General features: G+C 35.5%; 25 protein-coding genes and 1 pseudogene. 18 read left to right on the forward strand and 8 right to left on the reverse strand.

What is annotated here, in order from left to right; translation table 11 throughout:
• Positions 1–7: 7 nt before the first annotated feature.
• Positions 8–1,090, forward strand: a complete 1,083-nt coding sequence (locus QRY57_RS04000) for a toxic anion resistance protein (RefSeq protein WP_026592473.1) — start codon at positions 8–10, stop codon at positions 1,088–1,090.
• 33 nt (positions 1,091–1,123) lie between these two features.
• Here the strand turns inward: QRY57_RS04000 and QRY57_RS04005 are convergent, their stop codons facing one another.
• Entirely contained in the window at positions 1,124–3,790 is a 2,667-nt protein-coding gene (locus QRY57_RS04005; RefSeq protein ID WP_286016713.1) for a cation-translocating P-type ATPase, read from the reverse strand.
• Between the two features lie 177 nt (positions 3,791–3,967).
• Positions 3,968–4,192, reverse strand: coding sequence for a DUF1128 domain-containing protein (locus tag QRY57_RS04010; protein ID WP_286016714.1), 225 nt, complete (start codon positions 4,190–4,192; stop codon positions 3,968–3,970).
• Positions 4,193–4,362: 170 nt separating this feature from the next.
• Between QRY57_RS04010 and QRY57_RS04015 the strand changes: the two genes are divergently transcribed.
• Genes QRY57_RS04015 through QRY57_RS04025 form a run of 3 tightly spaced genes read left to right on the forward strand, consistent with a single transcriptional unit; the run spans position 4,363 to position 6,215 of the window.
• Complete coding sequence (locus QRY57_RS04015) at positions 4,363–4,827, forward strand: low molecular weight protein-tyrosine-phosphatase (protein WP_026592476.1); 465 nt, start codon at positions 4,363–4,365, stop codon at positions 4,825–4,827.
• Between the two features lie 53 nt (positions 4,828–4,880).
• Positions 4,881–5,339 carry a DUF4075 domain-containing protein gene (locus QRY57_RS04020; protein ID WP_026592477.1) on the forward strand — a complete coding sequence of 153 codons (459 nt, stop codon included), beginning with the start codon at positions 4,881–4,883 and terminating at the stop codon, positions 5,337–5,339.
• Positions 5,340–5,345: 6 nt separating this feature from the next.
• Entirely contained in the window at positions 5,346–6,215 is an 870-nt protein-coding gene (locus QRY57_RS04025) for a YihY/virulence factor BrkB family protein (RefSeq protein ID WP_026592478.1), read from the forward strand.
• A 209-nt stretch (positions 6,216–6,424) separates the two neighbouring features.
• Here the strand turns inward: QRY57_RS04025 and QRY57_RS04030 are convergent, their stop codons facing one another.
• A complete protein-coding gene (locus QRY57_RS04030) occupies positions 6,425–8,350 on the reverse strand; it encodes a heavy metal translocating P-type ATPase (RefSeq protein ID WP_286016715.1) in 1,926 nt (641 codons plus the stop codon).
• Positions 8,351–8,624: 274 nt separating this feature from the next.
• Between QRY57_RS04030 and QRY57_RS04035 the strand changes: the two genes are divergently transcribed.
• The 4 genes from QRY57_RS04035 to QRY57_RS04050 all read left to right on the forward strand — a co-directional run bounded on the left by QRY57_RS04035 (position 8,625) and on the right by QRY57_RS04050 (position 11,565).
• Positions 8,625–9,575: a DMT family transporter gene (locus QRY57_RS04035; protein WP_286016716.1), complete on the forward strand. Its 951-nt coding sequence runs from the start codon at positions 8,625–8,627 to the stop codon at positions 9,573–9,575.
• A 129-nt stretch (positions 9,576–9,704) separates the two neighbouring features.
• Complete coding sequence (locus QRY57_RS04040; protein ID WP_026592481.1) at positions 9,705–10,385, forward strand: lysoplasmalogenase; 681 nt, start codon at positions 9,705–9,707, stop codon at positions 10,383–10,385.
• Positions 10,386–10,555: 170 nt separating this feature from the next.
• Positions 10,556–11,089 (forward strand): signal peptidase I, encoded by a 534-nt coding sequence (gene lepB / locus QRY57_RS04045; protein WP_098302056.1) that lies wholly within the window; start codon positions 10,556–10,558, stop codon positions 11,087–11,089.
• A 14-nt stretch (positions 11,090–11,103) separates the two neighbouring features.
• Positions 11,104–11,565, forward strand: a complete 462-nt coding sequence (locus tag QRY57_RS04050) for a hypothetical protein (protein WP_286016717.1) — start codon at positions 11,104–11,106, stop codon at positions 11,563–11,565.
• A 48-nt stretch (positions 11,566–11,613) separates the two neighbouring features.
• Here QRY57_RS04050 and QRY57_RS04055 read toward each other — a convergent pair whose 3' ends face one another.
• On the reverse strand, positions 11,614–14,412 hold the full coding sequence (locus tag QRY57_RS04055; protein WP_286016718.1) for a P-loop NTPase family protein: 2,799 nt from the start codon (positions 14,410–14,412) through the stop codon (positions 11,614–11,616).
• Between the two features lie 139 nt (positions 14,413–14,551).
• Here QRY57_RS04055 and QRY57_RS04060 point away from each other — a divergent pair, with 139 nt between their 5' ends.
• On the forward strand, positions 14,552–14,818 hold the full coding sequence (locus QRY57_RS04060; protein ID WP_026592484.1) for a hypothetical protein: 267 nt from the start codon (positions 14,552–14,554) through the stop codon (positions 14,816–14,818).
• A 149-nt stretch (positions 14,819–14,967) separates the two neighbouring features.
• On the forward strand, positions 14,968–15,564 hold the full coding sequence (locus QRY57_RS04065; protein WP_286016719.1) for a DedA family protein: 597 nt from the start codon (positions 14,968–14,970) through the stop codon (positions 15,562–15,564).
• 7 nt (positions 15,565–15,571) lie between these two features.
• Here the strand turns inward: QRY57_RS04065 and QRY57_RS04070 are convergent.
• The 3 genes and pseudogenes from QRY57_RS04070 to QRY57_RS04080 all read right to left on the reverse strand — a co-directional run bounded on the left by QRY57_RS04070 (position 15,572) and on the right by QRY57_RS04080 (position 16,627).
• Positions 15,572–15,875, reverse strand: a pseudogene (locus QRY57_RS04070) (EamA family transporter).
• Between the two features lie 34 nt (positions 15,876–15,909).
• On the reverse strand, positions 15,910–16,056 hold the full coding sequence (locus QRY57_RS04075; protein WP_026592486.1) for a BH0509 family protein: 147 nt from the start codon (positions 16,054–16,056) through the stop codon (positions 15,910–15,912).
• Positions 16,057–16,210: 154 nt separating this feature from the next.
• The gene (locus QRY57_RS04080) at positions 16,211–16,627 is read right to left on the reverse strand and encodes a pyridoxamine 5'-phosphate oxidase family protein (protein ID WP_286016720.1); all 417 of its coding nucleotides are present in this window, start codon (positions 16,625–16,627) and stop codon (positions 16,211–16,213) included.
• A 187-nt stretch (positions 16,628–16,814) separates the two neighbouring features.
• On the opposite strand from QRY57_RS04080, the gene cax reads away from it, so the two are divergent.
• Together cax and QRY57_RS04090 are read left to right on the forward strand one after the other, a co-directional pair.
• Entirely contained in the window at positions 16,815–17,870 is a 1,056-nt protein-coding gene (cax, locus tag QRY57_RS04085) for a calcium/proton exchanger (RefSeq protein ID WP_286016721.1), read from the forward strand.
• A gap of 97 nt (positions 17,871–17,967) precedes the next feature.
• Entirely contained in the window at positions 17,968–18,765 is a 798-nt protein-coding gene (locus QRY57_RS04090; protein WP_026592489.1) for a YfkD famly protein, read from the forward strand.
• A 37-nt stretch (positions 18,766–18,802) separates the two neighbouring features.
• Here QRY57_RS04090 and yfkAB read toward each other — a convergent pair whose 3' ends face one another.
• Positions 18,803–19,930, reverse strand: coding sequence for a radical SAM/CxCxxxxC motif protein YfkAB (gene yfkAB, locus QRY57_RS04095; protein ID WP_286016722.1), 1,128 nt, complete (start codon positions 19,928–19,930; stop codon positions 18,803–18,805).
• Positions 19,931–20,167: 237 nt separating this feature from the next.
• Here yfkAB and QRY57_RS04100 point away from each other — a divergent pair, with 237 nt between their 5' ends.
• The 6 genes from QRY57_RS04100 (at position 20,168) to pdaA (ending at position 25,669) form a co-directional block, all read left to right on the forward strand.
• Positions 20,168–20,350 (forward strand): SE1561 family protein, encoded by a 183-nt coding sequence (locus QRY57_RS04100; RefSeq protein ID WP_026592491.1) that lies wholly within the window; start codon positions 20,168–20,170, stop codon positions 20,348–20,350.
• 186 nt (positions 20,351–20,536) lie between these two features.
• Positions 20,537–20,989 carry a hypothetical protein gene (locus QRY57_RS04105; RefSeq protein WP_208018656.1) on the forward strand — a complete coding sequence of 151 codons (453 nt, stop codon included), beginning with the start codon at positions 20,537–20,539 and terminating at the stop codon, positions 20,987–20,989.
• Positions 20,970–21,851 (forward strand): tetratricopeptide repeat protein, encoded by an 882-nt coding sequence (locus tag QRY57_RS04110; protein WP_286016723.1) that lies wholly within the window; start codon positions 20,970–20,972, stop codon positions 21,849–21,851. Before QRY57_RS04105 ends, QRY57_RS04110 begins: the two co-directional genes overlap by 20 nt.
• A gap of 14 nt (positions 21,852–21,865) precedes the next feature.
• Positions 21,866–23,122: an AAA family ATPase gene (locus QRY57_RS04115; protein ID WP_286016724.1), complete on the forward strand. Its 1,257-nt coding sequence runs from the start codon at positions 21,866–21,868 to the stop codon at positions 23,120–23,122.
• 110 nt (positions 23,123–23,232) lie between these two features.
• On the forward strand, positions 23,233–24,756 hold the full coding sequence (gene fumA, locus QRY57_RS04120; protein ID WP_035415155.1) for a class I fumarate hydratase: 1,524 nt from the start codon (positions 23,233–23,235) through the stop codon (positions 24,754–24,756).
• 130 nt (positions 24,757–24,886) lie between these two features.
• On the forward strand, positions 24,887–25,669 hold the full coding sequence (gene pdaA, locus QRY57_RS04125; RefSeq protein WP_090693602.1) for a delta-lactam-biosynthetic de-N-acetylase: 783 nt from the start codon (positions 24,887–24,889) through the stop codon (positions 25,667–25,669).
• Positions 25,670–25,706: the final 37 nt, after the last annotated feature.

Genomic DNA, 25,706 nt, shown 5'->3' on the forward strand with positions numbered 1-25,706 from the left:
AACACATATGAATAATCCAGTTGTACTAGATTCGAAAACAGAATTGAATGAGCAAACTGCGCAAGATGTTCGTTTGCAGCTAAGACAAGATGCCGAAGTTCAGCGTATTTATAATGCTGTTGATATTAAAGACCAGTTAGAATTAATCGAACTTGGTAAAGAGCCTTCTATGGAGATTTCACGTTTTGCAGATCAGATTTTACATACGATGTCCTTATCCAAGATAGAGGATTCTGGTGAATTATTAAAGCAACTTGGTAAAATTATGGATAGATTTGATAGTAAAGATTTCGCGGAGGAGAAAAGCGGATTTTTCTCTCGTATGTTTAAAAAAGCAGATAAAATGATTGAACAAATCTTTAGTAAGTATCAAACGATGGGCCGTGAAATGGACAAAGTGTACGTGGAAATTACGAAATACCAAGATGAAATGAAAAAATCAATTGGTACGTTAGATGGCTTATATGAACAAAACTTAAAATATTATTTAGACTTAGAGAAATATGTAGTAGCGGGAGAAATGTTACTAGAACGTCTAAATACAGAATTAGTTCCAATGTATGAGGAACGTGTTCGTAATAATGATCAATTGGCAGGTATTGAATTAGAATCTTTGAGAAACTCTGTTGAAATTTTAGAGCAACGCATTGATGACCTAGAAAAGGCTCGTATGGTGGCATTATTAACAGCACCACAAATTCGTATGATACAGCGTGGTAATAACAAATTAATCGGTAAAATTAATACAGCGTTTATTACAACGATTCCTATCTTTAAAAATGGAATTATTCAAGCTGTGAATGCAAAACGTCAAAAGCTTGTTGCTGATTCTATGGCTGAGCTTGATCGTCGTACAAATGAGTTACTTAAGAAAAACGCACAAAATATCGCAACGCAAAGTGTAGAGGTAGCAAGACTTTCTGGCTCTTCTAGTATTAAAATGGAAACACTTGAAGAAACATGGAATATTATTTCAAGAGGTATGCAAGAAACGCAGCAAATTGAAGAGCAAAACAAACGTGAACGTGAAGAAAGTCGTAAACGTATGGCAGAACTAACAGAGAATATTAAAAAAGAATTACAAGGGTAACTAAAAGGCAATGAGGAGATTCCTCATTGCCTTTTAATTTCTTTTAAACACTTTTATAATCTCATTTACAACAAGTGGAATAATACTTAGTACTATAACAAATCCCCAATCTTTTAATGTTAAGGCATGTACCCCAAAGATATTGGCAATCGGCGGTATTGAGATAATACATATTTGCATAAGTACACCGATAAGTAGGGAGAAAACTAAGTATTTATTTGTGAATATTCCAATTGAAAAGATTGATTTCGTATTTGATCGTAAGTTGAATGAATGAACGAGCTGTGAAAAACTGAGTACAACAAACGCCATCGTTTGAGCGTGTAATAAAGCATCATCATCAATTTGCGACGGGAACAGTGGGAAGATATTTGTATCTCCTGTATAGAGCTTTGCTCCAAAGATAAAGGCGATTAAAGTGATGAGTCCTATTACAACCCCGTTTAGAATAAGAAAAGAAACACTACCTTTAAACAAGCTTTCTTTTGCACCACGTGGCTTGTCTTTCATCACATCTGGGTCTTCTGGATCAACACCTAGCGATAGAGCTGGGAGTGTATCTGTGATCAAATTTACCCATAAAATATGAATAGGACGAAGTGGGGTAGCCCAGCCGAGTAAAATAGCTAAAAATAGTGCAATAATTTCTCCAAAGTTGCAAGAAAGTAAGAACAGAATTGATTTTTTTATGTTGCGATAAATGTTTCTGCCTTCTTCAACCGCTTTTACAATAGATGAGAAGTTATCGTCTGTTAAAACCATGTCAGCTGCTCCTTTAGCCACATCTGTTCCGGTAATCCCCATTGCAACTCCAATATCTGCTTGTTTCAAAGATGGAGCGTCATTGACACCATCCCCAGTCATCGAAACAATATTTCCTTTTGCACGTAATGCTCCTACAATTTTCACTTTATGTTCAGGAGAAACACGCGCAAAAACATTTAAATGATCCATTTCATTTGCTAGTTTTTCGTCTGAAATACGATCTAATTCTGTTCCAATCATAACTTCGGATTCTTTTTCAGCGATACCAAGTTCTTTTGCAATGGCAAAAGCGGTATCTTTATGATCACCTGTAATCATAATAGTACGAATCCCCGCGCTCTTACATTCTGCAATAGATATTTTTACTTCTGTTCGAGGTGGATCTATCATACCAACAAGCCCTATAAATATAAGATTTTCTTCCATGTGATCGGTGTTAACGTTTTGTGTATCATACTGTTTGAAAGCGAAAGATAGTACACGCAAAGCTTTTTGAGACATCATTTGGGCAGCTTCTAATATTTGTTCTTTTTCTGCCTCGGTTAAGATTTCTGCTCTACCATTTATAAAGATATGGGTACAGCGAGGTAAGAGTTTATCAATTGCTCCTTTTGTCATACTGTAATAGTTTTCACCATATTCATGTAGTGTTGACATCATTTTGCGTTCGGAGTCAAATGATAATTCGTTCACACGTCTATGTTGAGCTTCTACAGCAGCTTTTTGAAAGTCAAAGTTGCTACCGGCAACAAGAAGGGCAATTTCTGTTGGATCACCAGTCTGTGAGTCAGCTGTATAAGATGCGTCGTTACATAACATCATATTTTCTAATAATAAGCGTTGAGCATCATTGTTTACGTCTAACTTTTCTAATTTGTCATATGTACGGTCACTATAGAAATGAGTCACTGTCATTTTATTTTGTGTTAATGTACCAGTTTTATCTGAACAAATAATCGTAACAGAACCCAGTGCTTCTACGGCTGGAAGTTTGCGAATGATAACGTTTTGTTTAATCATACGCTGTACACCAATTGCGAGAACGATGGAAACTATTGCTGGTAATCCTTCTGGAATCGCAGCTACAGCTAAGCTAATAGCGGTCATAAACATTTCTAACGTATCTCGACCTTGGAAATATCCAATGAGGAACATAATGATACAAATTGCAACTGCTACAAAACCTAAATATTTTCCGACTTGTGCTAAGCTTTTTTGAAGTGGTGTTGCATCATCATCGGCTTCATGTAAGAGAGTTGCAATCTTTCCAATCTGTGAGTTCATTCCTGTTTCAACAGCAACACCAACGCCTCGGCCATAAGTAACGAGTGTTGACATAAATGCCATATTTTTTTGATCACCTAGTGGTACCTGCTCTCCATTTTGAAGAGAAGGATGATAAAGTGAATCTTTATCAACAGGAACGGACTCACCTGTTAACGCTGATTCTTCAATTTTTAAATTTGCAGTTTCAATAAGTCGTAAGTCACAAGGAATATAGCGCCCTGCATCAAGCATAACAATATCCCCTGGAACAACATCTTCTGATGGAATTTCTTTTTGTTCACCATCACGCTTAACAATTGCCTTTGGTGTTGCCATCTTTTTTAATGCTTCTAAAGCTTGTTCTGCTTTCGATTCTTGAATGACGCCAATTACAGCGTTTAAAACAACAACAAGAGCAATAATGCTAGCATCGGCCCATTCACCTACAAAGGCAGAGATAAGAGCGGCAATTAAAAGAACATAGACGAGAACATCATTAATTTGGGCGAAAATACGTTGCCATAAAGTCCGTCTTTGTTTGGTGATGAGTTCATTTCGACCATATTTTTTTAACCGAATTTGTACCATATCTTCTGTTAAACCATGCCGTTCATTTGTTTCAAGTTCAAGTATTGTGTGATCTTTCGTTTTACTGTACCAATTGCTCATAGATAAACACCTCCGGTAAACACAGCTGGCAATGGTAATGTGGCGAGTATTAGATGTGGAGTCTATGGTGAGGTTCTCTTTTTATTGTACAGTATTTGGAAAATAAATGTTGGAAAGCGAAAGGATGTCATGAATTTGTTGGAAATAAAAAAGTCCCTTTGTATAAGGGACTCCTCTTTATTTTTTGATTAATGTACCTAATTCTTCTGTAATAGCTTGCATTTCACTAATGCTAAATGTTTCACGCTTCATTACATGATTATAAATGTCACGTAGATCTTCGTACATTTCTGCATTAAAGCTTTCAGCGCGCATTGCTCCTGCATTTACCATGCGTAACTTTTCCTTAATGGCTTCTACCATATATTCAACATTTTCTTGCGATTTTACGGATAAATCCACCGAAGTGTCCCCCTTTGAAATAACATAAGGATATCTTAACATTTTTTATCATTTTCGTTAATGTAACTTTTCAATCCAATTAAATTAGTAGGGATTTCCTTTATAATTAATAATTGGTTGTTTATACTATACGTATATATAAGAAATGCGCAAGAAAGGAAGAAACAAATATGATTCAAGTATTGTTTGTTTGTCTTGGGAACATTTGTCGTTCTCCGATGGCAGAAGCAATTTTTCGTGATCTTGTCGTGCAAGAGGGATTAGAAGATAAAATTCAAATTGATTCCGCGGGGACAGGCGATTGGCATATTGGTCATCGACCTCATGAAGGAACACAAAAAATTTTAAAAGAAAATGAAGTTTCTTTTGAAGGAATTAAAGCACGTCAAGTAGAAAAAGAAGATTTAACAAAGTTTGATTATATTATTGCCATGGACAACAAGAATATAGCGGATTTAGAAAGTTTAGGTAAAGCTGGAGGCTATATTGGTAGACTGTCCGATTTTGTTCCAGAAGGTGGCTGGACAGATGTTCCTGACCCTTATTTTACAGGGAACTTTCAAGAAGTATATGACCTTGTAACAGAAGGGTGTACAAAATTGTTAGCATTCATTCGAAATGAGCAAGGAATCTGAGAAAGCTTAGAAAGAAATACTTTCTAACATAAGAAACGGAAGGGTGAAGGAATATGGCAAAGAAGAATAAGATAGCTCGAAATATTGCAATTGGGGTAGCAGCAGGTGTAGCTGTTTCCATGCTTAAGAAAGAAAATCGCGAGAAAGTAAAAAATACAGCAGAAAAAGCAAAATCAAAAATGATTGAAATTGGCGAGAATGCAAAGATAAAAGAAAAGGTGCAAACTGTTACAGATAAAGGGCGCGAACTTGCAGATTTTAATGTAGTAAAGGCGAAGGTAGCGGAAATTAAAAAATTAACACCAGCTGTTGTTGAAACACTAAAAGAAACGAAAGAAATTTTTAGTAAGAAAAAAGCTGAGCCAGAAGGAAAAACAGAAACAATTGAAATTCAAACAATTTCTCCAACATTAGAAGAGGTAACGGGAGAAGAACCAGTGATTGCTGAGGAAAAAAAAACAGAAGCATATATTGAGTTGAAGCAAGATAAAGAAGAGAAGCAAAGTGTTTAGAGACATATGAAAAAATTTCTAGAGAAAGCAAGGGGAAATCGTGTCTTTTCGTTTGGGAAGGATTTATACGACCGAACGATGCGAGATGATGTAGCGGGCTTAGCAGCACAGCTCGCTTATTTCTTCTTGCTTGCTATTTTTCCTGGGCTTGTTTTTTTAATTACGCTTCTTGGATTTATTCCCATTCATACAGAGGATGTGCTCAGTTTATTAGAGAATTATGTGCCAGAAGATGCAATGAATTTAATTGAAGTGAACGTTGATAGCGTTGTAAACAAACAAAATGGTGGTCTGTTATCATTTGGTTTATTATCTATGCTATGGTTTGCATCAAATGGTGTAAATGCAGTGATGAATGCTTTTAATCGTGCTTATGACGTAAAAGAAACACGCTCTTACATTACAACGAGAGCGTTATCTATTGTACTTACACTAGCAATAATTTTTATGATTGTCTTTGCGTTAATTGTCCCTGTTTTTGGACAGGTAATTGGAGCAGCTGTTTTTAAAGCGCTCGGTTTGTCAGAAAGCTTTTCTTTTGTATGGAGTATTACACGATTAGTAGCCAGCTTTTTAGTGTTATTTGCCTTATTTAGTTTCTTATATACATTTGCGCCTGATCGAAAGTTAAAGAGAAAAGAGGTTGTATCAGGAGCATTATTTGCAACAATTGGGTGGATTGTGGTATCGTACTCATTTGCTTATTACGTAGACAAATTTGCAAATTATGCAAATACATATGGTGGTCTCGGTGGTATTATCATTTTAATGTTATGGTTCTATTTAACGGCCTGGGTTATTTTACTTGGTGGTGAAATTAACGGTCTCTTGTATTCTTATCGAGCAAGTGACAATAATTCCCGTGATGGAAAATAGCGTTCTGTTCCATAATAAAAAGGAACAGGGGGGATTTGATATGAGCAACAATAAAAAAAATCACAATAATAAAAACCAAGGTAAAAAAAATAGTAGTTCGCATCCAAAACATAAAACGAGCAGCAGTGCGAATGGGCATAATGGCTACCATTAAAAGTGCAAGCTGCTGAAGCTAGATATTAAAAAACGGGTTCCCTTTTGGGAACCCGTTAGTTATTTCCTTTTAATAATCGCAATCCATTTAGTATAACAAGGATTGTACTTCCCTCATGGCCGATAACACCAAATGGAAGTGCTAAAAATTGTAAAAAGTTAGAACAAATAAGCATTGCAATTACTGTTAAAGAAAAGATAATGTTTTGTTTCACAATACGATTCATTCGTTTTGATAAACGAATGGCCTGTGCAAGACGAGAGAGTTCATTTTTCATTAAAACAACATCTGCTGTTTCTAAGGCAACGTCTGTCCCTTCACCCATAGCAACGCCAATACTTGCTGTAGCGAGTGCAGGAGCATCGTTAATACCGTCGCCCACCATTGCTACTGTTCCGTATTTTTCTTTTAGTTGTTTCACTGTTTCTACTTTTGTTTCCGGCAAGCATGATGCGTAGTATTCTTTGATGTTGCTTTCATTTGCAATTGCTTTAGCTGTCTGTTCATTATCACCAGTAATCATGATGGCTTCGACACCAATGCTTTGTAAATCGCGAATGGCAGCAATTGTTTCTTGGCGTAACGTATCTTTTAAAGCGATAATCCCAAGAATTCCTTCTTCATCACTGATATAGACAACAGTTTTTCCTTCTTGTTCAAGTGTATTAGCGATACCATTATGAAATACTTTCGCTTCTTCACCAATAAAATCGGCCTTTCCAATTTTATAAGCTGTATTTTCTAAAATTCCTTTTAAGCCGAATCCAGTGACATCTTCTACACTTTCTGGTTTCGTTAATGTAATGTCGTATGCATGTTTTGCGTACTTGACGATAGCTTCTGCAAGCGGGTGTGTGGAGTGACTTTCGATAGAGGCTGTAATATACAACACCTCTTTTTCTGATATTTCATCACGTACGTAAACATCTGTTACAGTCGGCTTTCCTTGTGTTAATGTTCCTGTTTTATCAAAGGCAATTGCTTTCACTGAGGCAAGACGTTCTAGATGGATACCACCTTTAAATAAAATACCGCTTCGCGCACCGTTAGAGATGGCAGATAATATTGCTGGTGTAATCGAAGCAACGAGTGCACAAGGAGAAGCAACAACGAGTAAAATCATAGCGCGATAAAATGTTTCGTTCCAGCTCCAATCTAGTATAAAGTGAGGAACAAACAACATTAGAGCAACAATAATAAGTACACCTTTTACATATGTTCCTTCAAATCTTTCAATAAAAAGTTGTGAGGGTGACTTTTCACTTTGCGCATTTTGAACGAGACGAATGATTTTTTGGAACAGTGTTTGATCACTGCGTTTTGTAATTTTAACTTCAATGGCTCCACGTAAGTTTACGGTTCCAGCGAATACTTCATCACCCAATCTTTTCTCATTCGGGATAGGTTCCCCAGTGATAGCTGCTTCATCGATATTCGTTTCACCGCTATGAATTGTACCATCCGCAGGTACGCGTTCACCTGGTTTAATTAAAATGATGTCATCAATTTCTAACTGACCTACCGGAATGCGTTCTTCTGTTCCATGTGAAATGCGTAAAGCTTCTTCAGGCTGTAAATCCAGCAATGCTGAAATTTCCTTTTGGCTTTTACTCAACGTATAAGATTCCATTGCGCCACTTAGTGCAAAGATAAATATTAAGATTGCACCCTCTGCCCAGTAGCCGATAATAGCGGCACCGATGGCAGCGAAGAGCATTAACATTTCCACATTCAATTCCTTTTCTTCGATCGTATCTTGGATGCCTTCTTTGGCTTTTGCATATCCACCAATTATATAGGCGAGGATATAAAAAACTACTCCAGCAGTTGTTGCTTCGTTTTTTGTGAGTAACCAGCCAGATAAAATGAAAATCCCCGATAGGATTGCAAAGATTAGTTCATAATGTTTTTGAAATGACTGACTCCAAGATGGGCTAGACATATTATTTTTTGATGGTAATGTTTTTACTTCTGAGTTCATTATTACTCGCTCCTTCCAATTTCTTATTGAGAAAAAGAATCAAAATCGAAACCCCTATAAAACGACGAAAGCTGCCATCCGTAAGGATAGCAGCATTTCTATTGAAAAATTTTATCAGTTATTATCTTGTAATTATTACATATTATATCATATCATATGTTGCTACTTGAAGATATGTTTTTACGTATATGAAAAATTGAAAAACTTGTTTTTTTGCTCTTCCTTTGGTATATATGAATCTTGTTCATAAAAAGGTCGGAAAGGAAGACAGCAAGTGAAAACAGAGAAATTTTTTACTCATCCGATTGGTGTATTTGTTGCAGCACTAGCAGCGACATTTCTATGGGGAAGCGCATTTCCTTTTATTAAATTAAGTTATGTTGAACTTGGAATTCAGCCACATGAAGTTGGCGAGCAAATCTTATTTGCTGGCTATCGCTTCTTCTTATCAGGTGTAATGCTCTTATTCTTTTTTAAAGCAATAGGAAAAGATATGCACTTCAAAAAAGAAACAGGAAAGCAATTAGTGCAAATTGGTTTGTTTCAAACATTCCTACAATATGTGTGTTTTTATATTGGTATGAGTTACAGTTCAGGAATTGAAGGTGCTATTATTTCTGGGACATCATCTTTTTTCCAAATCATACTCGCACATTTTTTGTATAAAGATGATTCATTAAATATTCGCAAAGTGATCGGTGTGTCTATCGGTTTCTGTGGTGTGATTCTTGTGAATGTTCCAAGTGATGGGAGTATGGCGTTTCATTTTGGAATTGGTGAATTATTACTTTTGGTGGCCGCGATGATGTATTCATATGGAAATATATTAGCGAAAGAAGGAAGTAAAACATTAGATGTTGGGTATATGACAGCGTACCAGATGATTTTTGGATCTATCGGATTATTATGTATTGGTATTTTTCAAGTTGGATTTATGCCTTTTGCATTTAATACAAAAGCACTATTTATGTTACTGTACTTATCCTTCTTATCAGCGGCAGGTTTCTGTATTTGGAATACAGTTATGAAATATAACAAGGTTGGAAAAGTATCGATGTATATGTTCTTTATACCGGTATTTGGTGTCATGTTATCTAGCCTGATTTTAGGAGAAGCAATCCATTCATTCGTTTTATTTGGATTAGCATGTGTAGCAGCTGGTATTATCGTAGTAAATCGAAGACCAAATGTGAAAAAAACGGAACAAGAGAAAAAAGTAGCTTAAAGGAAAGGAATTATTCCTTTTAAAAAAGAAGTATTCTTCTTTTTTTTTTAATTTGGTAAGATAAAAACAGGAAAAAGCAAGTTATATCACGAAGAAACATTATTATCTATTCATTAAGGAGTATATGTTATGAATGAAATTTACATATTATTAATTGGACAGATTATTTTATTTATTGTTGGTGCGCTTTTTGCCATGAAAAAGACAAAGCAAACTATGAAAAATGAGCCATTACCGTTGTTCATCCGTCTTATCCTTAGTTTTTCTTTAACAGGTGGTGCAATCTGGATTTGGTTACAAGATCCATCTGTAGAGTATCGTCAGTGGGCTGCAATTGGTATGACTTTATCTACGCTGGGTGATTTATTTATGGCGGGGCTCATTCCATTTGGGCATCGGTTAATCGGCGGTATGGTTGCCTTTGCAATTGCGCATTGTTTTTATGTAACAGCATTTTTGCAAACAGGTATTTCATGGAGCGGATTCTGGATTGGGGTAGCAGCATACGGTTTATTTTTAATAATTGGCTGGTTCTTTTTTATTCGGAATCAAAAACAAGATAGGCTATTTACAATTGGTGCGCTCGTATATGGTTTATGGGTTGGGGGAATGGCGTGCTTTGCCTTTGCATTATACTATGCACACAACGGAATGTGGTGGATTCCGGCAGTTGGTGGATTGTTATTTGTGATTTCTGATTTTATTATTGGTATAACGGATATTGGTGGTCGCAAAGTAAAGTATGATCCACTTTGGATCTGGGTAACGTATGTTGCTGCACAGATGTGTATTATTTATGCTGAAATATAGGAAATGAAGAACCGCTTGTGAGGGCGGTTCTTTTTTATTCATACTGGACATTGAGTTTGCTATTACCACTTGTTAATGTACGATAAATAATACAAATAATTGACAGATAATATAGAATTTATTTACAAATGAGTTCTATAATAGAAGGACAAGAGAGAAAGGGGAAATAAATGAAAAAGAAAAATCGCTTTCGTGAGCTTTTTGAAATACTAGCTATTGCGTGTTTGTTGGTTTTTTTAGTGAAGATTTTTGTGTTTTTTCCAACAACTGTGCAGGGAGCATCTATGAGGCCAACATTGCAAGATGGGGATAAAGTAATTATTAATAAGTTAGCAAAGAGATTTGAGACGTATGAGCGTGAAGATATAATTGTAGTAAAGACTGATAATTTTTATGTGAAGAGAATTATTGGGTTACCTGGAGATGTAATTGAGATGAAGAATGATCAATTATATGTAAATCATCAAGTGAAAAGTGAACCTTACCTGGATAAGAATAGAGGGCATGCGAAACAACTTCTTATTAATTTAACTGAAGACTTTGGTCCTATTACAATTCCAAAGGATAAGATTTTTGTTATGGGTGATAATCGGTTAGTAAGTAAAGATAGTCGTAATGGCTTAGGACTTATCGATAAAACAGAAGTGCTTGGAACGCTAAAAGCAATTTATTATCCGTTCGATCATATGAAAATTATAAACTAGAAAGAAGGGACAATATGGAGGATATTATCGGACATATTCTAGTAGGAGTTAGTCGCGGAGTAATTGCATTAGGTGAACTATGTGCTGATGCAGGGAAAGGAATTGTTAGAGGAACAGTCAGTATTGTAAAAGTAGCTGGGGACTTTATGTTAGATGAAGTAGTAGAGGGAGCGTTAGAAAGATTAGCTGAGCGAGAAGAACGGAAAAAGAAAAGGATACAGCGGCATATAGAAAAGCTGAAACAGTATACATGGTTTAAAGTTTTACATGAGAATAAGAGCTGCCAGGAAGTTCTAAATTATAATGAAGCATGTAGGAAGTTATTAAGTAAGCGCCGATATGTTCATAAGTTAATTCATAATGAAGCAGAGAGAAAGAACTTCATTAAGCGTGTGAGAATTGATGCGAAGGTTGATGATGTTATTTGGGATATGTGTGTGAAAGAGAAGAGAGGCAAAAAACCAAGCAATGATTAAGTTGCTTGGTTTTTTGCTTGTAACTCGTCTTAATGGCATGCATTTTGTTTAAACTATTGGTGTTTCGTCAATTATTAATCTTGATGAGGAAGTTGAGTCATTGTTACTATTTTTATTTAACATGAATTTGTATTGTAATAACTGTAATTTAAATAGTGTTAAAGGATCGTGATACGTTTCTGGGTTTGTTCTTAGTTTTGTTAATGTACTTTCGTCCTGCTCTATCTCTAAATGTGCTGCTTCTACAGTTTGTTTTAAGATACTAAGAGGTTCTTTAAAGAACATCATAATATCACGTTCTAATGCACTTTCGAATAATTCAAATTGAAGGAAGAACTGTTCAGAAATAGTTGTTGTTACCTCTGTATAGTCTTCGGTCTCAATATAATTTTTATATTTGTTATAGAGCATAGATTGATTCTTCTGCATGTTACCGAATAATTTCCCAGCACTTTTTAATAGAAATTGTGTTGGTGTAAAGCGTAGTAAAATATTTACGTCACCAACGTTGATTCGGTTTGTCATTCTTGCAACATCTCGGCGCCAATCATCAAGTAATTGAAAATCACACGGCAGTTTCATTCGCTCTTCTTCGTATAAGTTATTAAATGTTTCACTCATTTCATCTAAATAAGATTGACTTTGAATAAATTCATTATGTGCTTTTTCAATCCATTCCTGAATAGAATGCGTAAACTTAGGTAATATCATTTGTTGTAAATGCTTTTGGATTCTTTCATTCATTGCTTCATTTAGTTCTTCATGAACTTGTTTAAAGTCACTATCTTCCTGAATTAAATCAGAACAGCTCTGCAATAATTCAGGAATTTGATTATGGAGATCATGTATAATTTCATCTTTTGTTAAACGATACGAGTCTGTGATAGAACGAGTCTTATCTTTTTCAATAGCAGTCAGGTTATTAATAAAGCCATTTAGTTTCACTAAAATGTGTTTGTTCCAACGGATTGACTTTACTAATGTATTTTCTAATTGTACGCGTTCATTTAAGAGATATGTAATGGTCTTTTGAATAAACCATAATAGTTTTTCTATGCGCTCTGTTTTTATATCTCTATTCGTAAAGCTTGAAGTAATAGATTCTGTTAAATCACTTAGTTGCCCGTTGTTCTCATCTAAAGATGAGTAAGGGAATACTCGTGCATTTGGGAAATGTACACGTATTTTAGACTCAGTTTCGGTTAGCGTTTTATTTGCTGTTTCATCAGTAAGAATTGTATCGATTGTATTTAAAACAAAATGAACTTGTAAAGTCGGTATTTGTTCACGTATGTACAATAGTGTATTGATTTCTTCATCAAGTAAAGGTGAAGAGACATTAAGAATATATAATAGATTATCGGATACATGTAAGTATTCAAGATTTGTAGTTTCTTTATTGTCATTTCCATCAAAACCTGGTGTAACGATAAATGAGAATTTGTTTTTCCGTAAAAATCTACTTGGTAGTTTAAATTCAATACATTTCTGTTCAGATTCTGATTTTGGAGGGACAGCTATCATCTCATAAAATTCATCTAAATTAGAAGCATTTCTTATTGTTAAATCTGTGAGTTCCGTAATTTCTGTCTGTGGATTATCCTTAAAGGCGATAGCAGCTCTAGAAGTATTTTTTAGTATCCTTTCCCCTAATATAGAATTGATAAAGGCTGATTTACTATCATCATTCGTACCCGTAATGAGAATTTGTTGTACGTTTATATCGGAAAGTTCTCGAACAAGCCATGTGTAAGAATGACCTAAGTCTACATCATTCTTTTCTGCCCATACAACAATAGTTTCAAAAAGATTTGCAGTCTTTTCTAGTTCAACTGCGTTATATATTGTTGAGCTAGAAAGTAGCGTTTCAGCGCTTTTTACAAGTAATGTATCAAGGCTCTTAGGTGAAACCTCATTCCATGCTAATGTCGCAGCGGAAACAAATAGAGAATGTTCTGCTTTTGTTAAGCTAAACCAATTCGTTAACAAGTCTGGAATAAGTTCCTGTAGTTCATGCATCAAGTATTTTCCTGTAATTAATTCACAGTATGTTTCTTGATAAAGAGTAACGATTTCATCCCATGAGTCGTAAGAATCTACCTCGATATGTAAAAATAGGTGATTGATTGTTTGAATCCATACTAAGTTGGTCGACTCATCTTGATAGATTTTCCAAAATGATGAGATAAGTTGCTTAAATTGGTCTGAATCGATTGTATATAAAACTTTTAGTGCCTCATAAAAATATTTTGGTTTCATTTGTTTTGTGAATCCTTGGTTCACATAACTTGTTAAAATTTCAAACCAATGTAATGATTTTGTTCGAATTCCTTCGTGAATAGCAAGATCAATAGCGTTGTTCCAATCCTGCTGTTTTTCATAAAAGGAGCGGGCAATGGCAGTAATATTTGGATAGTCTGGTTGGAATGCAACTGCTTCACTAATGACCTTAAAAGCAAGTCCTAAACGATTTTGTTCAATGTACAGAGAAAGAAGTTGTAATGACACTTCCATTGTCAGTGTTATATCGTCCGTTTGAATTGATGTATAGATTTCTTCTGCGATTGAAAGCAATCCTAATTCAAAATAAGCATCTGCTATATTTTTTTTTGCCCATAGAGAGAGGTCATTGTTTACTTTCTCCCACTTGAAGATGGCTGTTTCAAAATCTTTATGATGATAGTAAACTTCTCCTTGTGCGAAACGAATATTAGCGATATTGGAAAATTCATTTTCAGCTTCATTTACATATGCTTCCCCAAGCGTTTGAGGAGCTTGAACAGAACCTTGTTCAGTTAAGAATGTTTCGTAATATACCTTTTGAATCAATTGTTTTTCTATGGTCATGTTTTTTCCCCCTGTATGATTTAGAAAAATGATTATTATGTAAAAGGGTGCATAGTACTCTACATGGATAGAAGATGCATGTTATTGTTTTAAATTATATTTTTTCCTACCTATATCATTTTTCTTGAGAGTCAAACCGATGCTAAATGTAACTTTTCTTTATTGTAACAAAAAACCTGCTTGTGAAGGCGGATTTTCTTATAATTATGAGGCAAAGTATGGATTTATCCCACTATTTACGGGCAGTAAGACTCCAACTTCAAGATTCAGTGAGAAGCAAGGAAGAGAGGTGAGGGTTTTATATAAGTGGAGGATGAAGAAAAAATATTTATGGAAGTTTTACGTTATTCCGCTTTGTATGAACAATATGTATCCACATCTCAAGGTTCTGAAAAGTGAAGATTAAAAGCAGTGAAAAGTTTCATTACAGATCAGATGAATAGGAGTAGAGTTCATTATAAAAACGATGTATAGTGAATATGTATACCATGTTTGCTTAAAGGATAGAGAGGGCACAATATGGAATAACGATCGTGCATAGGATGTGTCATCCGAATGGAACAGCATATTGGTGAGTTAATCGCACATTATGGATATTTAGGAATTATTATAGCTCTTGCAGGCGGAATAGTTGGTCTACCGATACCAGATGAGTTTTTGCTGACGTTTGTTGGTTATAATATTTCGAAAGGAACTATGTCAGGGACAGCTGTTTTTCTAAGTGGAATGGCTGGTTCGGTACTTGGAATTACTTTAAGTTACATACTTGGGTTAAAACTTGGACTACCTGTATTAAGAAAGTATGGTCCAAAGATAGGAATTAAAGAACAGCAAATTGATAAAACGCATGTTTTATTTGAAAAATATGGCCCCTTTTTATTAATGATCGGATACTTTATACCAGGAGTTCGTCATTTAACTGCGTATTTCGCTGGTATGTCTAATTTAACGTTATGGAGATTTTGCTTATACGCATACGGTGGTGCTTTCATTTGGATTAGCGTTTTTATTGGGCTTGGATGGAAACTTGGAGAGAAGTGGCGTTTTGTTGAATATAGCCTGCATCATTATGGAATGTTGATTTTAATTATCTCAGTAGTAGTCATACTTATTGTATGGGTCTACATAAGAAGAAAAAAAACCGCTATTTAGCGGTTTTTTAGCTGAAAGCAATGAAGAAAACATCTGATGTAATACATATAACACTTAATTTATCTACAGGAGCAACTTGTGAAACATTTCCTGTTTTTAAGGAGAGAGAATAAAATAGCTGGTGCTTTTTTATTTAATAGAACGTCACTAATATTTTGAAACTTTCTTTGTATCATAATTACACCTATCATGAATAGTGCCGTGATGATGGAACGGGTAGTTGCCGCTACATTGGCATTGATCCCTTACAATCCAACTTTCCCGAAAATGAACACAAGTGCTGCAGCGATTGCTGGTAATAATGAATAGATGAAAGGCCCACCTGACAGGTGGGCCTTTCATCTATTATTCTGCAATTTCTTCATATAAAAAGTACGTTACATTATAAATATGTTCAACTTCATCATCTGTCATAAATAAAAGTTCTTCACGCTCCATTCCTTTTTTCTTTTCAATAAACTCGATCATATTCTTCCGTTCTTCTCTTTTCATCATTTTTATTTCTCCTCCCATTCTGTTTTAATACAGTTTATTTAAGTTGATACTATTATATAACAGAATCTTTAGAATGTTCCACCTTTTTTGTGTTTTTTTTGATGAGAACTTTTCGACAAAACAAGCCCTTTTGAAGGGGCTTGTTTTTGGATTATAGTCGTAAAAACTCTGGCTGAGTCGTACCAGCACTATCAATGTAGTAAATTGTATTGGGATTGATTTTTATAAGTACATAGTTAGGATCTTCGGGACCGAGTAACCAGCGTTTTAAGTTGTTGCTCCAAAATTTATTTTTTAATGTTTGATCTTCTTCAATTGAAGCGATGCCTTCTACTTCAATATAATCTTCATCCCATTTCTTTCCTTCTCTTCCAAGTAGTACGTGCACGTTTGAATTTTTTTCAATATCTGCTACCTTTTTTGAATTACGATCTGTTGGTGCGTATAATACAAAATCTTCATGAAAAAACATCATAAAACAGCTATGTGGCTTATTCTCACGAACGGTAGCTAATACACCTGTTCTTTGTCCTTGAATAATAGTTGCAATTTTTTCTTTTAAATGCATTTTTGATGCTCCTTTCAGTTATCCGTAATTTCACCTTGTAAAAACTTGCCCTTAAAATTTTTTACGATCTTTTATACTTTTTTCTTCAATCCCACTTTTTAAACGTATTTGTGATGAAATGGGACAAGTTAGGAGAAGAATAATAATAGTAGTGGAGAGAAATACATACGATGGAAGGATTGAAAATATGTTTAATAAAATTTTCTTAATACTTGCACTGGTTGGAGTGCCGCTTTCGATTATTGGAAATACGCTACATTGGCCACAAACAATCATGTTTGCGGTATATTGCATTACAATTATTGCTCTCGCTGCTTTTATGGGAAGAGCGACAGAAAGTTTAGCTATTGTTTCTGGGCCAAGAATTGGTGGGTTATTAAATGCAACCTTCGGGAATGCGGTTGAACTTATTATTTCAATTTTTGCATTGCAAGCAGGGTTAACTGAAGTTGTACTTGCTTCATTAACTGGTTCTGTTCTTGGAAACTTATTATTAGTTGGAGGTCTTTCCTTTTTTGTAGGAGGGCTTAAGTATAAAAGACAAAGTTTCAATGTGTACGATGCAAGACATAACTCTGCTCTTCTAATATTTGCAGTTGTTGTAGCATTTGTTATTCCAGAAGTTTTTTCAATGAAGATGGGTATAGAGAAGACATATCAATTAAGCATTGGGGTTTCAATCATCATGATTGTCATGTATTTAGCAGCACTATTTTTCAAACTGGTTACACATCGCGGTGTATATCAGCATAAAAGTGATGAAGTAGAACATGAGGAGGAACCTGAATGGTCAAAGAGAAAAGCACTACTTATTTTAGCGATTGCAACAGCGGCTGTTGCTTACGTATCTGAGGCGCTTGTTCATACATTTGAAACGGTAGCGAAATCATTTGGATGGTCGGAACTATTTATCGGGGTTATCATTGTTGCGATCGTTGGTAATGCTGCAGAGCATGCCTCTGCAATTATTATGGCTTATAAAAATAAAGTGAATATTGCAGTTGAAATTGCAGTCGGTTCAACATTGCAGGTTGCTATGTTTGTCGCCCCTGTTCTCATCATACTTTCGATGTTTTTTACAGTGAAGATGCCCCTTGTATTTACAATGCCGGAACTTGTGTCCATGATTACGGCGGTATTTTTAACAATTGCAATTTCAAATGACGGAGATACGAACTGGTTTGAGGGAGGAACATTATTAGCTGCCTATTTCATTATGGGAATTGGCTTTTACTTGTTATAAAAAATGGGATAACAATGTCATGGAGGGAAAACAATAGGGATAGTTAATTGCTATTTAAATGGTTTATACACTTTTAAATTAGGAAGGGGTAAAGCAGATGAAACGAGTGTGCAGCATATGTTTTTCAACTATGGTCTCGTTTATTTTATTATTTCCTTATAGTAGTTTTGCAAAGACAACAATCAACGTAAAGATGCCGTCATCTGTTTTGAACATTTCAAAAGACAATACGTATCCGAATGCAACGCAAGATTTACCGCGTTTGCAGCCAAGTGAATTTGCGAAAGAACTACTGAAAACGTCAACGACTCGAATAGAAAACCCAGATTTAATTCGGATGTTTAACGAAACTTCGATTTCAAATGCGCCTCTTGCAGTCGGATATAGGGCGAAAATTTATTTAGGTCAATGGCCGTTGAATTATGAATCAACAGATACAACGATAAATTGGGAATATAAGCAAGTAAATCGTAATGTGTATGATAACCGCGGTGTGGAGAGGTTGTATCCGCTTCGGTACAAACAAGAATCACAAAAAACGATAGAAGGTGGTTTAACAGCTTATATTAAAGATGCAGATGATGTGAAAAAGATGATTCTTTTAAAGGCGATGGAGAAAGTACAGCTACCCCTGTCTTTTAAAACAACAATTGGTTATGGTACCGGGAATGAACGTATATATAATATCAGCCCGAAACAACTTGGGTATTTATATGCATATACACCAGCGGTAAATGAAAAAGGAAAAGTTACATTTGGAGAAGTATATCTTGTTTTAAAAGGGAATCAAAAGAGGCTTGTAATTAAAAATATTACTTCCCAAGGAATTGGAGCATCTATTCCTGTACAAGATTATGTATCCTTTAAATTTATTTCATCACCTTATCCGCGATAACATAAAAAACGTCAGCTAAATATGCTGACGTTTTTTGTTACAGTGTGATATTCGATTCTTTTGTTAAGAAGTCCTCAGTTGGATAATAGCTGTTTTTTACAAGAATATTTGGTCCAAGGCATTTTACAGCAGGACAGTGACAGCTTAATGATTTCGCTGTTTTCGAGTTGCACCATTTGTCATATGCTTCTTGCAATGTATTTGTTTGAATGTTGCCAAGCAGTGGAATATCACCAAAGTCCGTTACGATAATGTTACCATCAAAAATATTTACATTTAGGCGAGAACGTCCATCTGGATCATTACGTACAGTTACGTTTTTACTTTCGTGTAGTTTTTTTAATGTAACTAAATCAGGTTCATCATTACTGCATGCGTAAAATGGTAACGTACCAAATAACATCCACACATTCTCATCACGAATCTCTAATAAGTGCTCAATTGCACTGCGAATTTCATCTTTTGTTAAAATTTCAAGGTTGCTAGCAAAATCACTTGGGTACATCGGATGTACCTCATGACGCTTACAACCCATTTCTTCTACAATTTGGCGGTGAATGTGTTCAATATGTGGCAATGTACGTTTGTTTAGCATAGTTTCTGCTGATACGAGAACACCAGCTTCTGATAAAGCTTTACTATTTGTAATCATCCGTTCAAATAGTTTTGCGCGCTGTTCATAAGTAGGTTTGCGCTCCATCATTGCAAAGCCACCCTCAACAAAATCATCAATTGTTCCCCAGTTATGTGAAATATGTAGCACGTCTAGATACGGAACAATTTGTTCATAGCGGGCTAAATCTATAGTTAGGTTTGAATTAATTTGAGTGCGAACGCCTCGTTCATGGGCATATTTTAAGAGTGGTGTTACATAGTTGTCGACGGATTTTTTTGAGAGCATTGGTTCTCCGCCAGTAATACTTAAAGAACGTAAATGAGGAATCTCATCTAATCGTTTTAATAAAAGTTCCATCGGAAGCGGATTTGGATCTTTCGGCTGTAATGTATAACCAACAGCACAATGCTCGCAGCGCATATTGCATAACGTTGTCGTTGTAAACTCAACGTTTGTTAATAGTAATTTGCCGTACTCTTCAAGGTCCATATACGCTTCCCATGGATCGTAAGAAGGAGTAATCGGCTTCATTGTTTGTGATATACTCATATGAAATACTCCTTTGACTATTGAAATAACAATTTGTCCATTCTCTATAATAGAAGAATATAAGCTATTTATAAAGTGAAACTTTTTGTAACAAAGATTTCTCTATCTATAAAATGTGGTAGGGAGTAGTAATTGCTTCAAGATAAAAGGTATGACAAATTTGCTAAAAATTCATGTTCGTGATGCTCATTTTTGCGGTATAATAAAAGTAACTCGAATAAAAAGGAGAGTGCCTTCGTGGGAAAAGCAATTCAAGATAAAGATTCACAACTAGTATATTTAAAAGAACGTTTAAATATGTTCATCGAAGTGATTGATACAATTGAACCGGAAGAAGTGGAATTAGAAGATGTAGATCGTCTTCTTTCAATGCTAGATGAGTTAGAACTAAAATGTGAGCAATTTAAAAAAGATCAATAATATATTTTTAAAGCGGCTGCCAATCCTGTCTTGGTAGCCGCTTTTTATATGGCAAGCTATCCTAAAAGAGCGCTACAAACAATCTTTTGGGATAATCTTCAAGAAAGCCTGTTTCAGTTTGCTACTTTACAGTATGAATAGACAGAAAATATAGTTTATAATATGAAGGTAGGGAGGAGGAATTATATGGAATATCATTTGGTGAAGCCTGTATTACAAGGAAAAAAAGCAAGAGAAACAAAAACGTACAATATTTATAATTTTTTCATAATCGGACTTATTTTTGGGATTATTCCGATTATGATTTTAGGAACTTGCAATGCGATTTGGTTAAAAGAGCCCAAAAAGAAAATATACATACTTCTTATGATAGGAATAATGACTTTATTAGCAATGTTCATCTGTGCCGCTCTAATTGGTAATATATATGTGCTAAAGATTGCTTCTCGAATAGCTGCTGCAGTTGTAACAGGTGTGTATATATATGCGCTGCGGGAACGGTTTCGAATTCATAATTTAGTAAATGAAAGTACGGAGTCATTACGGTGGATAGGTTTAATCATTGGAATAGTTGGGATCATGGCCCAAACGGCATTGTTGGTAGGAGGGGAGATGCTGTATGTCAACTTCACAGAGTGAAACGATGTTGTTACAAGAGGCACTGCATTATTACGGGATTGGTCATATTGAAACAGCACAGCAGAAATTAGAAACACTGCTTTCTTATAATCCACAGCATGCTGAAGCATTGTACAGTTTAGGATGCTGCTATGCAGATTCAGAACAATATGATGAAGCAAAAGAGCTTTGCATATCAGCGTTGCAGCATGGTTTTGAGCCCGAAGAAGTGTATTATACACTTGGACATATATATACATATACGAATGAACTTGAAAAAGCGGAGCAAAGCTTTTTGAGCGTTCTGTATTCAGATCCTTCCCATGCGCAAGCAATGGCGAAATATGCATTTATTTTATTAAAAACAGGTTATATTGAAAAAGCTAAGCAACTCATGCAAAAGGCAGTAGAAATTAACCCCAATCATCCTACCGTTCTTCATTATCAATTTGTGTTATTACTTGCAATAGGAACGAAACAAGAAATAGAGGAATCCTTAAAAGATAATTATTATGGATCAACTAACGAAGTTCACTTTTTAGTACAGTTAGGAATCCATGCAGCAACAAGGAAGAGGTATAGGGAAGCATACAAATATTACCGACAAGCGTTTTTGTTGGCACCTAATAATAAAGAATTACTTGAAATCTTAGAAGAAGCAGAAGAACTGATTCATCCGATTTTCTTTCCGAATGTTCTTGTGAATAAAGTGGGTGGTCCGCTTATCTTTTGGGCAATATCTTTTGGAACATTAGGTTTATTCTCTGCATTAGACTGGAGAAATATGGCTAGTTTTGCGATTTTATTTTATCTCATCATTTGTATATGGAGCTGGCTATCTACACCGATGTACAAATTGTATAAAAAAATAAAAAAATCATGAAGGGAGAGAATACGGTGAATAAAATAGATGTATTAAAGCAAGTGCTAGCACAAGACGAAGAAAATGGATCAATTTGGTATTTAATTGGAGTCGAGTACAAAGAACAGGGAGATATAGCAAATGCGCTGCAAGCTTTATCGAAAGCTCTTCAGTATGGTGATCAAGAATGGAAGAATAAAGTTGCGGCTGAACTGGAAGCTTTATCACAAGTGCTTACAAATCCGAAAGAAACAATATATGTAACAGAAGAGGAAAGCCAGTGTGAAAACAATGAGGATCACGTAATAGAGCAAGATCCAGAAAAGGAAAAACAGCTACATGCAGTCTATGCAAATGAAAATATGGAAGAAAATGTGGTTTCGATGAACGTGCTTCAAGGCGGAAGAAGCAAGCAAAAACGGGAACAAGAGCAGATTACATTTGAGGATGTCGGCGGTTTGCATGATGTGAAAAAAGCGATTCAAATGAAAATTATCAAACCGTTTACTTCACCAGGATTATTTGAGCGTTTTAAGAAAAAAGTTGGCGGCGGCATTTTATTATACGGTCCTCCTGGCTGCGGAAAAACATATATTGCCAAGGCAACTGCAGGGGAGTGCAGAGCACATTTTGCAACGATGAGCATTACCGATATTCTTGATCCGTATGTTGGAGTGAGTGAACAAAATGTACGGGAAATTTTTCGATATGCTCGTTCCCAAAAGCCATGTATTTTATTTTTAGATGAAATGGATGCGCTTGGATTTAATCGGAGCAAAGCGTCGGGAAATCCGACACTAAGAACAGTTATAGATCAATTGTTAACAGAGATTGAAGGTATTGATACGAATACAGACAAACTATTGTTAATTGGTGCGACTAATATGCCTTGGGACATTGATCCTGCATTTAAAAGACCGGGGCGCTTTGATAAAATGATTTTCGTTTCCCCACCTGATTTAGAAGCACGGAGCAGTATTTTTCAAATTAAGTTGGCAGGAAAACCGATTTCAACAATGGATTACGATATGTTAGCTAAAGAAACAGAACTGTATTCGGGTGCTGACATTGAAAATGTAGTAGAGCTGGCCGTAGAAAATGTTTTAGGAGAAATTATGACAACAGGTGTGGAGCGAGCGGTTACAATGAAGGACATAACCGATGCTATAGCAGAAACGAAGTCGTCTACGTTGGAGTGGTTTCGTACAATTAAAAATTATATTAAATATGCAAATGAGAGCGGCGCATACGATGATGTACAAGCATATTTAAAAAGATATAAAAAAATATAATCCCGTTCAAACGCTATTGAAATAGAAGGAATAAGAAAAAAAGAGTATAATCAATTGATGAAAGATTTTAAAGCGTTTTGGTAGCGTTCACAATTGAGGGGGAAGTAACAATGGAAAAGCTTCAAGAAAGTATGTATCAACTGATTGTTGAAACATCGACGAATTTACCGAAAGATGTTCGTCGTGCTATTCAACAAGCAAAGGAACGAGAAAATGCAGGGACTCGTTCTGCAATGGCACTTGGCACGATTACAAATAACATTAAAATGGCAGATGAAAACATCTCGCCAATTTGCCAAGATACAGGAATGCCAACTTTCAAAATCTATACACCAGTTGGCGTAAATCAATTACAAATGAAAGAAGCAATTTACAGTGCGCTTGAGCGGGCGACAAAGGACGGAAAACTTCGTCCAAACTCTGTTGATTCTCTTTTCGGGGACAATAGTGGTAACAACTTAGGACCAGGTACGCCTGTCATTAAGTTTGAGCAGTGGGAGAAAGATTATATTGATGCTCGTTTAATTTTAAAAGGAGGTGGCTGTGAGAATAAAAATATTCAGTACAGCTTACCTTGTGAATTAGAAGGACTTGGACGAGCTGGCCGTGATTTAGAAGGGATTCGTAAATGTCTTCTTCATGCGGTATATCAAGCACAAGGACAAGGGTGTAGTGCAGGAGTAATCGGCGTTGGTATCGGGGGAGACCGTACGTCAGGTTATGAATTGGCAAAAAATCAACTATTTCGTACATTAGATGATGTGAATCCAATTCCAGAATTACAAAAGCTTGAAGAATACGTATTAGAGAATGCGAACAAGCTTGGTATTGGTACGATGGGATTTGGCGGTGAAACAACTTTACTTGGTTGTAAAGTTGGTGTATACAATCGTCTGCCAGCGAGTTTCTATGTATCTGTTGCATATAATTGCTGGGCATATCGTCGTCTTGGTATAACAATTCATCCTGAAACGGGTGAGATTATCGATTGGTTATATCAAGAAGGTGAAAATACGCTTCAACAAGAAGAGGAACAAGACAAAAGTGAACAACGCGAAATTGTACTGCAGGCGCCAATTACAGAAGAGCAAATTCGTGAACTTCGCGTTGGTGATGTTGTAACAATTAATGGCATGATGTACACAGGTCGTGATGCAATCCACAAGCATTTAATGGATAACGATTGTCCAGTAGACTTAAATGGACAAATCATTTATCATTGCGGACCAGTTGTAGTGAAGGATGAAAATGAAAATTGGGAAATTAAAGCGGCAGGCCCAACGACAAGTATTCGTGAAGAACCATATCAAGGGGACATTATGAAGAAATTTGGTATTCGGGCTGTCATCGGTAAAGGCGGTATGGGAGCGAAAACATTAGCAGCACTAGCTGAACATGGCGGCGTATATTTAAATGCAATCGGTGGTGCTGCGCAGTATTATGCAGAATGTATTAAAGAAGTGAAAGATGTTGACTTCTTACAATTTGGTATTCCAGAAGCGATGTGGCATTTACGTATTGATGGTTTTAAAGCTGTTGTAACAATGGATTCTCATGGAAACAGTCTACATGCAGATGTAGATAAAACATCACTTGAAAAATTAGCAAGCTTTAAAGAACCGGTATTTAAATAATAGGAAAAATGCATCTCAAATAATTTGAGATGCATTTTTTGTTGGTATATATGGAAAAACATGTTCAGCATGAAACAAGTATTGAGCACAGAAACTACAGGTACGATTATATATGGAAAGGAGACTATTTATGAAATATAAATGGTTATATATAGGTCTCATTTTTTCACTTATGATGGCACTTGTTCCGGTTTCAGCATTTGCTTATACAAATACACCACATAACTGGGGAATTCCGCGACCTAAAAATGAAACGGCGCCAGATGCAGGGAAATTATATACAGAATTACTACAAAAAAATGGTGGTTTTTACTTAGGCGATACGAAGAAGAAAGATATTTATTTAACATTTGATAATGGATATGAAAATGGGTATACAGGGAAAATCTTAGATGTACTGAAAGAGAAGAAAGTACCAGCGACCTTTTTTGTGACAGGGCATTATATAAAAACGCAAAAAGATTTATTATTAAGGATGAAAAATGAAGGGCATATTATTGGAAATCATTCTTGGAGTCATCCAGATTTTACAGCGGTAAATGATGCAAAACTTCGTGAAGAATTGACGAGTGTAACGGAAGAAATTAAAAAAGTAACTGGACAAAAAGAAGTAAAATATGTACGTCCTCCGCGAGGGGTGTTTAGTGAAAGAACGTTAGCACTTGCGAAAGAAATGGGATATTATAACGTATTTTGGTCCCTTGCATTTCTTGATTGGAAAGTAGATCAGCAAAGAGGATGGCAATACGCTCATAATAATGTCATGACGATGATTCATCCAGGATCTATTTTATTACTTCATGCGATATCAAAAGATAATGCAGAGGCGCTTGCAAAAATCATTGATGATTTGCGCGAGAAAGGGTATCATTTTAAAAGCCTAGATGATTTAGTAAAAAGCAATCAGCCGTAAGCATGTATGCTTACGGTTTTCTCATGCTATAATGATG

Source organism: Bacillus arachidis (assembly GCF_030285945.1).
GTDB classification, from domain to species: Bacteria; Bacillota; Bacilli; order Bacillales; family Bacillaceae_G; genus Bacillus_A; species Bacillus_A arachidis.